This is a genomic window from Ensifer adhaerens, assembly GCF_002940685.1.
Lineage (GTDB): Bacteria > Pseudomonadota > Alphaproteobacteria > Rhizobiales > Rhizobiaceae > Ensifer > Ensifer adhaerens_E.
Genome location: NZ_PNFP01000004.1, coordinates 192,998 through 206,485 on the forward strand (window position 1 = coordinate 192,998; position 13,488 = coordinate 206,485).

A 13,488-nucleotide genomic window follows, 5' to 3' on the forward strand; every position below is an offset into this window, starting at 1 on the left:
CACCTCCCGCCGGACCGGTCACCGTGATCCAAGGAACCGTCGCGGGTCAGCCCGCCGGGAGCCCAGCCCGGAAAGCGCCTTCACCAGTTCCCCAATCGATTCAAGATTGTGTACGGCCCGGAATTCGTCAACATGCGGCAGCATCGCCCGCACGCCGCGCGCCCGCGCCTCGAAGCCGTCGAAACGCAGCAGCGGATTGAGCCAGATCAGCCGTCGACAGGACCGGTGCAGCCGGTCGATCTCGGTTTCGAGATCGCCGACGTCGTCGCGCTCAAGCCCGTCGGTGATCAAAAGCACGATGGCGCCCTGCCCGAGCACGCGTCGCGACCAGCGCCGGTTGAACTCATGCAGGGTTTCGCCGATCCGCGTGCCGCCGGACCAGTCCTTGACTGCGGCCACGCAGTCGTCGATCGCCGCATCCGGGTCGCGATTGCGCAAATGGCGCGAAACGTTGGTCAGCCGGGTTCCGAACAGGAAAGTGTGGACGCGCCGTCGCTCCTCGGTCAGCGCATGCAGGAAATGCAGGAAGATCCGGGTGTACTGGCTCATCGAACCGGAGATATCGGCGAGCACCACGATCGGCGGATGGACCACGCGTCGCTCGCGGAACCGCGGCAGGATCAGTTCCCCGCCGAAGCGCATGGCGTCGCGCATGGTGGCGCGCGGATCGATACGGATCTGCCGCTTCGAAGGGCGGAAGCGCCGTGTGACGACGCGGTCCATCGGCAGCGTCAGGGCCGAGAGCGCGCGCTTGGCTTCGGCAAGCTCGGCAGCGCTCATCTGCGCGAAATCGGCTCGGCGCAACAGCTCGCGACCGGAGACCGTGAAACGTGCGTCGACTTCGATTTCCGGCTCGTCGCGCGCAGGCCGTTCCGCCTCATGCCCGGACAGCAGCGCGTCGCTGACGCGGGTCTCGCCGGCCCGTCGCTGTTGGCGTTCGCTGTCGCGCTCCGGCGCCAGCGGCGACATCATCGCGATCATCTTTTCGACGAGCCCGCGTGAGCGCCAGAACAACCGGAAAGCTTCGTCGAACACCGGCTGGTCCTCGTGGCGTTTGACGAAGACGCATTGCAGCGCGGCATAGAACGCGTCCCGCCCGCCGATCCCGATCAGCGCCACTGCATCGATGGCGTCGGCGATGGCCCCGGGACCGATCTTGATGCCGGCGCGCCGGAGCGCGCGCGCGAAGAAGACGATATTGTCGGCAAGCCGTCCGTCGCTTGCCGCGATTGGCGGGGGAACATCGTTCCGGTGCTGTTCCCGTGTCTCCATCATCAGTTCGTCGCCAGCAGTTCCGCCTTGACCTCGGATAGCAGTTTTCGCCCCTCGGCCCCTTCGATCCTGGCGATGTCGTCCTGGTATTTCAGCAGCGTTCCGAGCGTGTCGGCAATCGTCTCCGGATCAAGCGCCAGCCGGTCGAGCTCCGTCAGCGCCGTTGCCCAATCGATGGTCTCGGCCACGCCCGGGTTCTTGAAGAGGTCGATCGTGCGCAGCCGCTGCACATAGGCGATGACTTCCCGCGACAAGGTCGCGTTGCAGCCGGGAACCTTGCGGCGGATGATCTCCAGTTCCTGCGCCGCCTTGGGGTAATCCACCCAATGATAGAGGCAGCGCCGCTTGAGCGCGTCATGGATCTCGCGGGTGCGGTTGGTGGTGATGATCACAACAGGCGGTTCGTCCGCCCGGATCGTACCAAGTTCCGGAATGGTAACCTGGAAATCGGACAGAACTTCCAGCAGGAACGCCTCGAAGGCTTCATCTGTCCGGTCGAGCTCGTCGATCAGGAAAACCGGTGCACGCCCGCCATTCGACGAAATCGCCTGCAGAACCGGGCGGCGGATCAGGAACCGTTCGGAAAAGATGTCGCTCTCGACCCGCTTGCGGTCGACCTTGCCGGCTGCTTCCGACAGGCGGATTTCGAGCATCTGCGCCGGATAGTTCCATTCGTAGACGGCCGATGCCACGTCGAGGCCTTCGTAGCACTGCAGCCGGATCAGCGGCCGGTCGAGCGCCTTTGCCAGAACCTTGGCAATCTCGGTCTTGCCGACCCCTGCCTCGCCCTCGAGAAAGAGCGGGCGCTTCATCCGCAGCGCAAGAAACAGCACGGTCGCGAGCGCCGTGCCGGCAAGATAGTCATGCGCCTCCAGCAGCGCCATCGTCTCCTCGATGGACTGCGGCAGGCCCGCTGTCGCCTGTGTCGCCATGTCTCCTCCGCCACGGCTGGAATCGATTCTTTGAAGCCGATAATTGCACCGGAGATTCAAAGCATTATAGCGATCTTCTCATGTCAAATGAACAGTCGATCACTACATGAAACTTATAGCGAGTGGTATCCGCGGTCCACATAAATGAGCGGCGGGCGGGACGGCCCGATCGCGACATCGACGACCTCGCCAAAGAGCACCAGATGCGTTGCGATCGTCTTCACTTCAACCAGGCGGCAATCGAAAGCGGCAATGGAATTGACGAGGATCGGTGCGCCGGTCGTAAGCCGCGTCCACTGTCCGAGCGCAAAGCGCAGATCCATGTCGAGCTGATCACGGCCGGAGAAGGCATGGGCCAGCGCCCGGTGCTCGTCGCCGAGCAGGTTGAGCGCGAAACTGTCGTTGCGGGTGAAGATCTCGTTGCGCGGGTTGGCGCCGTTCAGGCAGACGAGAACCGTCGGCGGGCTGTCGGAAACCGAGCAGGCGGCAGTAACGGTGACGCCGCGCCGTTCGCTGCCGTCAGCGGCGGTGATGATCTGCACGTGACCGGCCAGACGGCTCATCGCGTCGCGATAACTGATAGGGTCCAGCCGGGTCTTCTCCAACACATCTTTCTCCGGGCGATGTCAGGCACATACATAGACGCTGGCGGAAAATATGAAACCCGCCGGAGGGAGATTCTTGCACATCTGCGACGTGGCCGTGACGCGGATTGAACCTTCTTCGCCAGGAGCGGCATCTTTTCCTTTGACGCCGCGGGGCACATCCTTAAAACATGCGGCAACGACCGTGCCTCGCGTGTGACGTGAGCGGCAACGGAAGAGGAAGCTGTGGTGGCTCGCCGTAGGAACTTGCCCGGATCGGTTCGGTTGGGGAAGCATGCGGCGGCGGAGTAAGTGAATGCGTCGATCCATTGTCACCAGTCTTATCCTTGCCGGACTGGTACAGGCGACGCCGGCGATCGCTGCCGGCGTCAAGGTTGCGGTCGTCGCGCCGGTTGAAGGCCCGTTTGCTCCGTTGGGCAAGCAGATCATCGACGGCGCCGGCTTCAAGGCCGGTGATCGCGGCAGCGAGATCGTCGTCATTCCCGAGACCTGCGATACCGCCGGCAACGAAGCGCTGTCCAAGGCGCTGCTTGCGGCTGGCGCCGAGGCGGCCGTCGGCTTTCTCTGCACCGAGAGCCTGGATGCAACGCTTCCGGCGCTCACCGAGGCGGGTCTGCCGGCGATCACGCTCAGCGTGCGCTCCGATATCCTGATGGAAGACGCGCTCAAGAACAAATGGCCGCTTTTCCGCCTCGCGCCGAGCGGCAATGCCGAGGCTGCGGCCATCGTGGATACCATCGTCAACCGCTGGAAGGACAAGCCGATCGCGCTCGTCGACGATGGCACGATCCACAGCCGGGAGCTGGTCGAGGCCGTGCGCGCTGCCCTTGCCGAAATCGGCATGACGCCGGTCTTCAGCGACACCTATCGGCCGGCGCAGGAACAGCAGATCAACCTGGTGCGGCGCCTGGTGAAAAGCGGCGCAACCCATGTCTTCACCGGCGGCGACCGGCAGGATACCGCAGTGATCGCCCGCGACGCCCTGGCGGAAGGTGCCAACCTTGCCTTGCTCGGCGGCGATGCCCTGAATGCGGCCGATCTCACGGTCCCGCTTGCCGACGGCGTGCTGGCGGTGACGCTGCCGGATGCGGCGCAATCGCCGGAAGGCAAACCCTTCGCCGACGAAATGCGGGCCGCCGGCATCGAGCCGGAAGGCTACGTGATGCCGGCCTTCGCCGTGATGGCCTTGCTGGAGGAAGCCAAGGACCGGGCTGCCCAGGATGAAAAGTCGCTGATCGAGGCGATCGCCGGCAAAGGACCGTACCCGACCGTTCTCGGCCTTACCGCCTTCAACGCTCAGCATGAACGTGCCGACAATCCCTACCGTTTGATGCAGTGGCAAGGCAGCCGTTTCGTGCCCGCGGCCGCTGAAGGAGTTACCCCATGATGCGTAGCGGGCCGCTGAACCTGATCACCGATGTCAGAGGTCTGGCGGTCGGCAACGCCGAAGACCATCGCCTGAAGTCGGGCGTCACCGCGATCGTCTGCGACCCGCCGGCTACCGCTGCCGTTCAGGTCCTCGGCGGTGCGCCGGGAACCCGGGAGACCGACCTTCTCGACCCGCACAACACGGTGCAGACGGTTGACGCGCTCGTGCTTTCGGGCGGTTCGGCCTTCGGGCTGGATGCCGCCTCCGGCGCCCAGGCCGCGCTCAAGGAAATGGGCCGGGGCTTTGCCGTCGGTCCGCACCGTATACCGATCGTACCGACGGCGATCCTCTTCGACCTCATCAACGGTGGCGACAAGGATTGGGGACGCTTCCCGCCCTATCGCGAACTCGGCTTCGAGGCCGTTCAGCGGGCCGGCGCTACCTTTTCGACCGGCTCGGCAGGCGCCGGTACCGGCGCGCTGACGGCCACCTTGAAGGGTGGTCTCGGATCGGCATCGACCGTTCTGCCGAACGGCATAACCATCGGGGCTCTCGTCGCCGTCAATGCACTCGGATCCGCCACCGTCGGAGAGACCGGGCATTTCTGGTCCGCGCCCTTCGAACTGGGCGACGAATTCGGTGGGCTTGGCCTGCCCCATCCCTTGCCGGCCGACGCGGCCGACATCCGCATCAAGTTCCGCGACCGCCAGGCGGCCGTCGCCAACACGACGATCGCGGTGATCGCGACCGATGCGGTGCTGACCAAGGCCGAGGCGAAGCGCCTGGCGATCGCCGCCCATGACGGTTTTGCCCGCGGGCTCTGGCCGGCCCACACGCCGCTCGACGGCGACCTGATCTTCGCGCTTGCGACCGGGGCCAGCGGCAAGACGCCGACGCTTGAGGATTTCATCGATCTCGGCGCGGTTGCCGCGTCCACCATGGCACGCGCCATCGCCCGCGGCGTCCACGATGCGACACCGGCGGAAAACGATCTCATGCCCTGCTGGTCTGAGCGCAGCTGACGCAGCTTTGATCGCAGGCATGTTGTTTGGCAGGCTCGGCGGTGCTATTCCCGCCGAAAACACGCTGGAGTGCGCCATGACCCACCCTATCCGCATTGCCCCGTCGATCCTGGCGGCCGATTTCTCCAAGCTCGGTCAGGAGGTTCGCGATGTCGTCGATGCCGGCGCGGACTGGATCCATCTCGATGTCATGGATGGTCATTTCGTGCCGAACATCACCTTCGGCCCCGATGTCATCAAGTCGCTGCGCCGCTACACCGATGCGACCTTCGACTGCCACCTGATGATTTCGCCGGCGGATCCGTTTCTCGAAGCCTTCGCCAAGGCCGGCTGCGATATCCTGACGGTTCACGCCGAAGCCGGTCCGCATCTTCACCGTTCGCTGCAGACTGTCAGGTCGCTCGGCAAGAAGGCCGGCGTTTCGCTCAATCCGGCAACGCCTGAAAGCGCCATCGAATACGTGCTCGACCAGGTCGACCTCATCCTCGTCATGACCGTCAATCCGGGCTTCGGTGGTCAGAAGTTCATCGATGCCACGGCCGAAAAGATCCGCCGCATCAAGGCGATGATCGGCGATCGGCCAATTGAGATCGAGGTGGACGGCGGCATTGCGCCTGAGACGGCCGCAATTGCCAGCGGCGCCGGCGCCAACGTGCTCGTGGCTGGTTCGGCGATCTTCAAGGGCGGTTCTGTCGAAGCTTATCGCGCCGGGATCGAGGCGATCCGCGCCCCTGCGGAGAAGGCCTATCGATGAAGCGACGCGCGGCACTTTCCGGCGTACTTTCGCTTGCTGCCGCGGCAGTGGCATCGCCGGCCCTTGCCGGCGACTATGCCGCACTGCAGCCGATCGGCTTTTCGGCCGACGGCAATGTCTTTGCCTTCGAGGAGTATGGCGTTCAGGACGGCTCCGGCTTTCCCTATTCGACCATCTATGTGATCGACACGCGCAATGACAGCTTCCTGCCGGGTGCACCGGTGCGTGCCGTCAGCCGCGAGGATGGCAGTCCGCTGTCGAAGGCTCGCCACGATGCCCGCCGCCGGGCGGCACCCCTGATCGACGCCTATCGCCTGGCCGACGCGCCCGGACTGCTCGCGGCCTTCAATCCGATCACGGAAACCAACGCCAAGCCACTGGCGCTCACCTACGATTCCTTTGCGGCAGACGAAGCCTTCCGCGAGACCTATGCGGTGACCCTCGAAGAAAAGAGCTTCGAACCGGAAGGCATCTGCAAGGATTTCCTGAAGGAGGCCAAGGGTTTCCGTCTGTCGATGACGATGAAGGCGGGCACGCCGGCAAGCGAGGTGCTTCAGGACGACAGCCGCATACCGGAAAGCCGTCGCTGCCCGACCGGCTACCAGATCGGTGGCGCCGTCACCCACAGGAACGATGACGGTTCGGAGACCCATGTGATCATGGTGCTGGTGAAGTCGCTCGGTTTCGAAGGCACGACCGACGGGCGCTGGATCGCGATCCCGACGCGGATCGCGAAATGAACGAAACGGCCGCCAGCGTCGAAGCGAAAGCGGGGCGTGCGGCGGCTGGTGCCCGGAAACGGACCCGTCTCGCCCGGTCCGTGCCGAGCGTTCCGTTGCTGCTCGTTGGTGCACCGTTGTGGAGCGCGTCGATGACGCTATCGGCGTGGTTTGCGCTGTGGCTGCGGGAACGGGACGTGACCTTTCATCTGGCCGAACTTCTTTGGATCTTTGGGGCCGGCGCTTTGCTCGCCTGGCCGTCTGCGCTGTTTCTCGCCCGCTTCGCGGCGATCGGACGCCGCGCGGAAACGCGTTTCGCCGCCTATCTCTTCTTCCTTTCGCTCGGCACGATCGGAATGACGGCACTGCTCTTTGCGCTCGACTACCGGGAGTTCTATTCGCAATGGCATGCCCCGATCGGAACCCGGACCTGGTTCTTCCAGTTCGCCTTTACGACGCTCATCGCCTTCTACCAGTTTCTCGTCATGGGACTTCGCCTCTATTTGCCGGTCGGCGGTGTTATACTGCTTGGTGTCAGCCTGTGGCTGGCAAGCGACCGCAGCAAGCAACGGCGTTGAGCTTCACGGCTATCTTTGCTAGAGGCACGGCCATCCTCCACTGACGACGAAAGCTTAAGCCCATGATCCCCCGCTACTCCCGACCGGAAATGGTGGCCATCTGGTCGCCGGAAACGAAATTCCGCATCTGGTTCGAGATCGAGGCCCACGCCTGCGATGCGCTTGCCGAAATCGGCGTGATCCCGAAGGATGCAGCCCGCACGATCTGGGAAAAGGGTGGCGCCGCCACCTTCGACGTCGCGCGCATCGACGAAATCGAGGCGGTCACCAAGCACGACGTCATCGCCTTCCTGACGCATCTTGCCGAATTCGTCGGTCCGGACAGCCGCTTCATTCACCAGGGCATGACCTCGTCCGACGTGCTGGATACCTGCTTCAACGTCCAGCTGGTGCGCGCCACGGATCTGCTGCTTGCCGACCTCGACAAGCTGCTCGAAGCCTTGAAGCGCCGCGCCTTCGAGCACAAGGACACGGTGACGATCGGCCGTTCGCACGGTATCCATGCCGAGCCGACCACTTTCGGCGTCAAGCTGGCGCTCGCCTATGCCGAGTTCGATCGCTGCAAGCAGCGCCTCATCGCCGCGCGCGAGGAAGTCGCCACCTGCGCGATCTCGGGCGCCGTCGGCACCTTCGCCAACATCGACCCGCGCGTGGAGGAGCATGTCGCCAAGGCGCTTGGCCTCAAGCCGGAACCGGTTTCCACCCAGGTCATCCCGCGTGACCGCCATGCGATGTACTTCGCCACCCTCGGCGTCATCGCTTCGTCGATCGAGCGTCTTGCAACCGAGATCCGCCATCTGCAGCGCACAGAGGTTCTCGAAGCCGAGGAATACTTCTCGCCGGGCCAGAAGGGCTCGTCGGCGATGCCGCACAAGCGCAATCCGGTCCTGACCGAAAACCTCACGGGTCTTGCCCGCATGGTGCGCGCCTTCTCTATTCCGGCCATGGAAAACGTTGCCCTCTGGCATGAGCGCGACATCTCGCACTCCTCGGTCGAGCGCATGATCGGCCCGGATGCAACGGTGACGCTCGATTTCGCGCTGGCCCGTCTGACCGGGGTCATCGACAAGCTGCTCGTCTATCCCGAAAACATGACCAAGAACATGAACAAGTTCCGCGGGCTCGTGCATTCGCAGCGCGTGCTTCTGGCGCTGACGCAGGCCGGCGTGTCGCGTGAGGATGCCTACCGCCTCGTGCAGCGCAACGCCATGAAGGTCTGGGAACAGGGCAAGGACTTCCTTGAAGAACTGCTGGCCGATGCGGAAGTGCGCGCGGCGTTGTCCGAAGAAGACATCCGCGAAAAGTTCGATCTCGGCTACCACACCAAGCACGTCGACACGATCTTCAAGCGCGTCTTCGGCTGACCTCCGCGCTGAACGGACGGCCGTAGGCCATTGGTTTTGTTGTTATGCCCGCATTTGGAGCACGTCGCTCAAATGCGGGCATTTCCGTTAGCAGGAAATTCACGCATCGCGTGTAAAAATCAGGGCCTGTCAACCCAGGTTCTGAGGATCACATGGCCTACAAGGACAGTGTCGAGCGGGCGACGCAGCGCACGCAAACGAAAATTACGGGTACGGTGACCGTCAAGTCCGGCTCCAGCAACGGCATCGTCAAGGATCTTTCGGCCGAGGGCATCTGCTTTCAGCTTCTCTTCGACATCGGCGCCAAGACGGGACAGGAAGTGACGATCAGAAGCGAGGAACTCGGCTTCCTGACCGGCATGGTCCGCTGGTATCGCGGCGACAAGATCGGCATCAAGCTCAACCTGTCGTCCAACACCGCGGCGCAGATTTCATCCTACTACAAGCACTTTCGCTAGACCGGTATCTCGCCGGCAGATACGCCAGAAGCGCCGCAGATCGATCGACCTGCGGCGCTTTCTCATTGGGCGGTTGCGTCGTCCCTGCAGTTATCGTGAACGGGCGCGTGGACCGGGCTCCACCATCTTGCGATAGAGGTGCCAGGTGGCGTGACCGAAGATCGGCATGATGACGGCGAGGCCGACGAAGACCGGGATTGAGCCGATCACCAGACCGGCGGCGATGATGAAGCCCCAGACGGCGACAGGCACCGGGTTGACGAGGGTAGCGCGGATGGAGGTCTCGACCGCGGACACGGCCCCGACGTCCCGATCGATCAGCAGCGGGAAGGACACGACGGACGTCGCCAGCACGATAACGGCGAAGACGAAACCGACAGCGTTGCCGACGAGGATGAGGTTCCAGCCCTGTTCGGTGCTGACGATGCCATTCCAGAAGGCGGCGATCGAATCTGGCGGTGCCGCCCCGAAGATCTGCACATAGAGCGCCTGCGCAACCAGGAGCCAGAGAATGAACACGACGAACAGCATGGCGGCCACGGCCATGATCGACGGCAGCGCCGGCGAGCGGTGCAGACGAAGCGCATGCGGCCAGGAGTAGTCCATGCCGAGTTCACGCCGTCGGCTGATTTCATAAAGGCCGATCGCGGCGACCGGGCCGATGAGAGCGAAGCCGGAGGCAAGAGGATAAAGCAGCGGCAGCATATTGGCACCAGCGCTCCAGGTGATCAGAACGGCGCCGGCAATCGGGTAGATCAGGCACAGAAAGACGTAGTGCGACGGCTTTTCGCGAAAATCGTCAAATCCAAGACGCAGGGCGTCGAATACATCCGCGACGCCGATCTTTTTTATTCCGGGATGGGCGACACTCGCGTCCGCTCCCGACAGGACATGGAATGTTGTCATGGCTCACACTCCTCAACGAACCAGAGCGGCCACGGAACAGCGATGCGACGAAACCAAGCCGCACCATCCGCGACCGTCGGTCCGATTATACAGAAAATGCGACCGCTGTCGCCTGCCGCCTCTTTCCGTCGATAAGCAGCTGATCGACGGGCGAAACACCAGGCCGTTCGTGCCGCCTCCATCGGCCTCCGGCACGCCTTGATGGGCGCGCAACGCCGCGGGCCTTGACTTCCGCGTCTTTCAGCGCCACATCGCGGCCACCATGAAAGTATCCGACGCTCATATCCTCATCGTTCCAGGTTACACCAACTCCGGACCGGAGCACTGGCAGACCCGCTGGGAGCGCAAGATGTCGACCGCGCGCCGCGTCGAGCAGGCCGAATGGTCAAAACCCGTCCGCGACGACTGGGTGGCCCGCATGGTCGAAGAGGTCAATGCTTCGGAAAAGCCCGTGGTGATCGTCGCCCATTCGCTGGGCGTCGCGACTGCCGTCCACGCCCTGCCCCATTTCAAGAAGCCGGTTGCCGGCGCTTTCCTGGTGGCGCCGCCCGATGTTGCCAACCCGGCGATCCGTCCGAAGCACCTGATGACCTTCGGCCCCTATCCGCGCGATCCACTTCCCTTCCCGTCGCTGATGGTCGCCAGCCGCAACGATCCCTTCGGCTCCTATGAACACGCCGACGATATCGCCAACGCCTGGGGTTCTCTGCTCGTCGACGCCGGAGAATCCGGCCACATCAATACCGAGTCCGGCCATGGGCCGTGGCCGGAAGGAACGATGGTGTTTGCCCAGTTCCTGAGCCGGCTCAAACCCTGACGCGCCGCTTCGGAGCGCTGACGCCTTATTAATCCGACGTTCATTGTCCGCGGTCATCATCGCGCGGCATGACAATGCGACTCGTCTCCAGGATGGTGCCGAGCGCCGTCGGACTTGATTTGCGGCCCTCCGCCTGGTTGTTGACCGCAGATACTGGACATGGGAAGTGGCCGTAAACGAACGTCTCACCAAAGGTGCGCCTGGCGCACCGGGGCATACGGATGCTCTGACGCAGGCCACCTTGGAACGGTTGCCGGCCGGGGCAATCGTTGTGGATGCAGCGGGCCGGATCCGCGCGGTCAATGCCCGCGCCGCCCAACTGCTCGCCCGGACACCGGGCCACCTCCAAAACATGTTCCTCAGCGACCTCGTGCCGGACGAGGCCCGGTCCCTTCTCCCACCGCGCGCAGCGTCGGCCGCAACCGAGACGATACATTTCCTAGGGGCCGCCGGTTCCCTGCCGATGCAGGTTTCCTGTTCGCAGACACGCTTCGGCGAGCAAGGCGAGTGGTTGCTGCTGCTGTTGCCGGCCGATGATTTCGTCAACGAGATCGCCCGATTGCGCAGTGACGAGACCCGCTGGAAATATGCGCTCGACAGTGCGCTCGAGGGGGTCTGGGACCACGATTTCGAGACCGGCAACCTCTTCTACTCCGCCACCTGGAGGCGGCTGCGTGGCCTGGCTGACGATGCCGAGGTCGACGGCACCCTTGAAACCTGGATTCAAAACGTCCATCCGGACGACCATGCGCATGTGCGCGCCGCGATCGAGCGTCAGGATTCGGGCGAGGCCATCTTCAATACCTTCGAATATCGCGAGCGCCATGCGGACGGCCACTGGATCTGGATCGAAAGCCGTGGCGCCTCGGTTGCCTATTGGCCGGATGGCAGGCCAAGCCGGATCATCGGTACCGATACCGACATCACCGCCCGCAAGGAGGCGGAGGCACGGCTCGAGGAGGTCTCCCGCCGGCTGAGGCTGGCGCTCGGCGTCTCGAAGATCGGTGTCTTCGATTTCAATCTCGACATCGAACGCGACGATTGGGACGAGCGCATGTTCGAGATCTACGGGCTCGATCCGAGCGGTGGGCCGCCCAGCTCCGAGTCCTGGGAGAACTGCCTTCACCCCGAGGATCGCGATGCCGTCATCGCCAGGACCAAGGAAGGCATCGCCTCCGGAAAACCCTATAGCAACGCCTTCCGTATCGTGCGGCCCGACGGTTCCGTCCGCCACATCCGCTCCAATGCCGCGACCTATGTCGATCATTTGGGAACCCGCAAGCTCATCGGCGCCAACTGGGATGTCACCGAAGACATTGCGCTGCAGGAAGAGCTGCGCCACGCCAAGGGCTCGGCGGAGGCCCGCAACCGCGAACTCGAGCAGGCGCGCATAAGGATCGAGTACAACGCGCTACACGACTACCTGACCGACCTGCCGAACCGTCGTTATCTCGATCAGATGCTGGCGGAGAATGTCGCCGTCAACGCGATCCTGCATATCGACCTCGACCGGTTCAAGCAGATCAACGACACGCTTGGCCATCAGGCCGGCGATGCGATGCTGACGCATGCGGCTGCCATCCTGCGCGCCCATGCCCGCCATGACGATTTCATCGCCCGCATCGGCGGTGACGAATTCGTCATCCTCTGCCGCCGGGACCGCGATCTGCCGCAACTGAGCGAACTTGCCGAGCGCATCGTGCATGCGTTTCGCCGCCCAATCCCCTATGACGGCCAGCTCTGCCGCCTGGGTGCAAGCATCGGCATTGCCTGGAAGGGGGCCGAGGACGTCGACGCGAAACAGTTGCTGATGAATGCCGACATCGCGCTCTATCGGGCAAAGAGCCTCGGGCGTGACCGGGTCGAAGTGTTTTCCGAGCTCATTCAAACCCAGATCCTGACTGCCAAGCGCATCGGCGACGACATCCGCCAGGCGATCGAGGAAGGGCAGTTCACGGTCTACTACCAGCCGCAATTCCATGCGCGCACGCTGGAGATATCCGGCGTCGAGGCTCTGGTGCGCTGGAATCATCCGGAACGCGGTATCCTCGCCCCATTCCATTTCCTGAAGGTGGCCGAGGAGATCAACGTGCTGCCGGCGATCGACCGGAAGGTGGTCGAAATCGCCTATCGCGACTTTCAGTCCTGGCAGCGTGAGGGCCTGGGCGTTCCCAAGCTCTCGGTCAACATGTCGTCGCCGCGCCTGCGCGATCCCGGCCTGATCGCCGACCTCAGCGACATGCAAATTCCGCCCGGTGTGCTTTCGCTCGAACTTCTGGAGTCGATATTCCTCGATGACCCCGAGGACGAGATAGCCGAGACCATCTCGGCGCTCGGCGACCTCGGCATCGAAATCGAGATCGACGATTTCGGCACCGGACATGCGTCGATCATCGGCCTGCTCAATCTCAATCCGGCCCGGCTGAAGATCGACAGGGCGCTCGTCGGCCCGATGACCGAAAGCGCAAAGCAGGCAAAGCTGGTACGGGCGATCATCGACATCGGCCACTCGCTCAACATTGCCGTCGTCGGCGAAGGCGTGGAGACCTGGGAACACGCGGCGATGCTGCGGGATCTCGGCTGCGACGTGCTTCAGGGCTACGCGCTCGCGCGGCCGATGGACCGCCTGGAGCTGGAACAGCGATTGCGCCGCGGCTGGAAGCCGGTCTTTGGCGGCCCGGAAGAATAAAGC

General features: G+C 63.6%; 12 protein-coding genes and 1 pseudogene. 9 read left to right on the forward strand and 4 right to left on the reverse strand.

Annotated features, from left to right (window positions below):
* Positions 1-18 precede the first annotated feature (18 nt).
* The 3 genes and pseudogenes from C1A35_RS09525 to C1A35_RS09535 form a co-directional block, all read right to left on the reverse strand.
* Complete coding sequence (locus C1A35_RS09525; protein WP_440271514.1) at positions 19-1,275, reverse strand: vWA domain-containing protein; 1,257 nt, start codon at positions 1,273-1,275, stop codon at positions 19-21.
* Positions 1,275-2,204 (reverse strand): AAA family ATPase, encoded by a 930-nt coding sequence (locus C1A35_RS09530; protein WP_104664089.1) that lies wholly within the window; start codon positions 2,202-2,204, stop codon positions 1,275-1,277. The genes C1A35_RS09525 and C1A35_RS09530 overlap by 1 nt, the downstream gene beginning before the upstream one ends.
* A gap of 113 nt (positions 2,205-2,317) precedes the next feature.
* A pseudogene (locus tag C1A35_RS09535) lies at positions 2,318-2,844 on the reverse strand (flavin reductase family protein).
* Between the two features lie 260 nt (positions 2,845-3,104).
* Here C1A35_RS09535 and C1A35_RS09540 point away from each other — a divergent pair.
* From C1A35_RS09540 to C1A35_RS09570, 7 genes are all read left to right on the forward strand, one after another.
* A complete protein-coding gene (locus C1A35_RS09540; protein ID WP_104664090.1) occupies positions 3,105-4,196 on the forward strand; it encodes a branched-chain amino acid ABC transporter substrate-binding protein in 1,092 nt (363 codons plus the stop codon).
* On the forward strand, positions 4,193-5,200 hold the full coding sequence (locus C1A35_RS09545) for a P1 family peptidase (protein ID WP_199772898.1): 1,008 nt from the start codon (positions 4,193-4,195) through the stop codon (positions 5,198-5,200). Before C1A35_RS09540 ends, C1A35_RS09545 begins: the two co-directional genes overlap by 4 nt.
* 76 nt (positions 5,201-5,276) lie before the next feature.
* Positions 5,277-5,954 carry a ribulose-phosphate 3-epimerase gene (gene rpe, locus C1A35_RS09550; RefSeq protein ID WP_104664369.1) on the forward strand — a complete coding sequence of 226 codons (678 nt, stop codon included), beginning with the start codon at positions 5,277-5,279 and terminating at the stop codon, positions 5,952-5,954.
* Positions 5,951-6,694, forward strand: coding sequence for a DUF2259 domain-containing protein (locus C1A35_RS09555; protein WP_104664091.1), 744 nt, complete (start codon positions 5,951-5,953; stop codon positions 6,692-6,694). Before rpe ends, C1A35_RS09555 begins: the two co-directional genes overlap by 4 nt.
* Positions 6,691-7,251: a hypothetical protein gene (locus C1A35_RS09560; RefSeq protein ID WP_104664092.1), complete on the forward strand. Its 561-nt coding sequence runs from the start codon at positions 6,691-6,693 to the stop codon at positions 7,249-7,251. The genes C1A35_RS09555 and C1A35_RS09560 overlap by 4 nt, the downstream gene beginning before the upstream one ends.
* Positions 7,252-7,313: 62 nt before the next feature.
* On the forward strand, positions 7,314-8,615 hold the full coding sequence (gene purB / locus C1A35_RS09565; protein WP_104664093.1) for an adenylosuccinate lyase: 1,302 nt from the start codon (positions 7,314-7,316) through the stop codon (positions 8,613-8,615).
* Positions 8,616-8,767: 152 nt separating this feature from the next.
* Positions 8,768-9,073, forward strand: a complete 306-nt coding sequence (locus C1A35_RS09570) for a PilZ domain-containing protein (protein WP_077961142.1) — start codon at positions 8,768-8,770, stop codon at positions 9,071-9,073.
* A 90-nt stretch (positions 9,074-9,163) separates the two neighbouring features.
* Here C1A35_RS09570 and C1A35_RS09575 read toward each other — a convergent pair whose 3' ends face one another.
* Entirely contained in the window at positions 9,164-9,979 is an 816-nt protein-coding gene (locus C1A35_RS09575; RefSeq protein ID WP_104664094.1) for a DUF2189 domain-containing protein, read from the reverse strand.
* Positions 9,980-10,241: 262 nt separating this feature from the next.
* Between C1A35_RS09575 and C1A35_RS09580 the strand changes: the two genes are divergently transcribed.
* Positions 10,242-10,796, forward strand: a complete 555-nt coding sequence (locus C1A35_RS09580) for an RBBP9/YdeN family alpha/beta hydrolase (RefSeq protein WP_104664095.1) — start codon at positions 10,242-10,244, stop codon at positions 10,794-10,796.
* A gap of 166 nt (positions 10,797-10,962) precedes the next feature.
* Positions 10,963-13,485, forward strand: a complete 2,523-nt coding sequence (locus tag C1A35_RS09585; protein ID WP_104664096.1) for a sensor domain-containing protein — start codon at positions 10,963-10,965, stop codon at positions 13,483-13,485.
* Positions 13,486-13,488 lie beyond the last annotated feature (3 nt).

Bases quoted from the DNA above. Each gene is read 5' to 3' on its own strand.
- purB (WP_104664093.1), top strand. From the start codon at position 7,314: ATGATCCCCCGCTACTCCCGACCGGAAATGGTGGCCATCTGGTCGCCG.
- C1A35_RS09530 (WP_104664089.1), bottom strand. From the start codon at position 2,204: ATGGCGACACAGGCGACAGCGGGCCTGCCGCAGTCCATCGAGGAGACG.
- C1A35_RS09580 (WP_104664095.1), top strand. From the start codon at position 10,242: ATGAAAGTATCCGACGCTCATATCCTCATCGTTCCAGGTTACACCAAC.
- C1A35_RS09540 (WP_104664090.1), top strand. From the start codon at position 3,105: ATGCGTCGATCCATTGTCACCAGTCTTATCCTTGCCGGACTGGTACAG.
- C1A35_RS09545 (WP_199772898.1), top strand. From the start codon at position 4,193: ATGATGCGTAGCGGGCCGCTGAACCTGATCACCGATGTCAGAGGTCTG.
- C1A35_RS09575 (WP_104664094.1), bottom strand. From the start codon at position 9,979: ATGACAACATTCCATGTCCTGTCGGGAGCGGACGCGAGTGTCGCCCAT.
- C1A35_RS09555 (WP_104664091.1), top strand. From the start codon at position 5,951: ATGAAGCGACGCGCGGCACTTTCCGGCGTACTTTCGCTTGCTGCCGCG.
- C1A35_RS09525 (WP_440271514.1), bottom strand. From the start codon at position 1,275: ATGATGGAGACACGGGAACAGCACCGGAACGATGTTCCCCCGCCAATC.
- rpe (WP_104664369.1), top strand. From the start codon at position 5,277: ATGACCCACCCTATCCGCATTGCCCCGTCGATCCTGGCGGCCGATTTC.
- C1A35_RS09560 (WP_104664092.1), top strand. From the start codon at position 6,691: ATGAACGAAACGGCCGCCAGCGTCGAAGCGAAAGCGGGGCGTGCGGCG.
- C1A35_RS09570 (WP_077961142.1), top strand. From the start codon at position 8,768: ATGGCCTACAAGGACAGTGTCGAGCGGGCGACGCAGCGCACGCAAACG.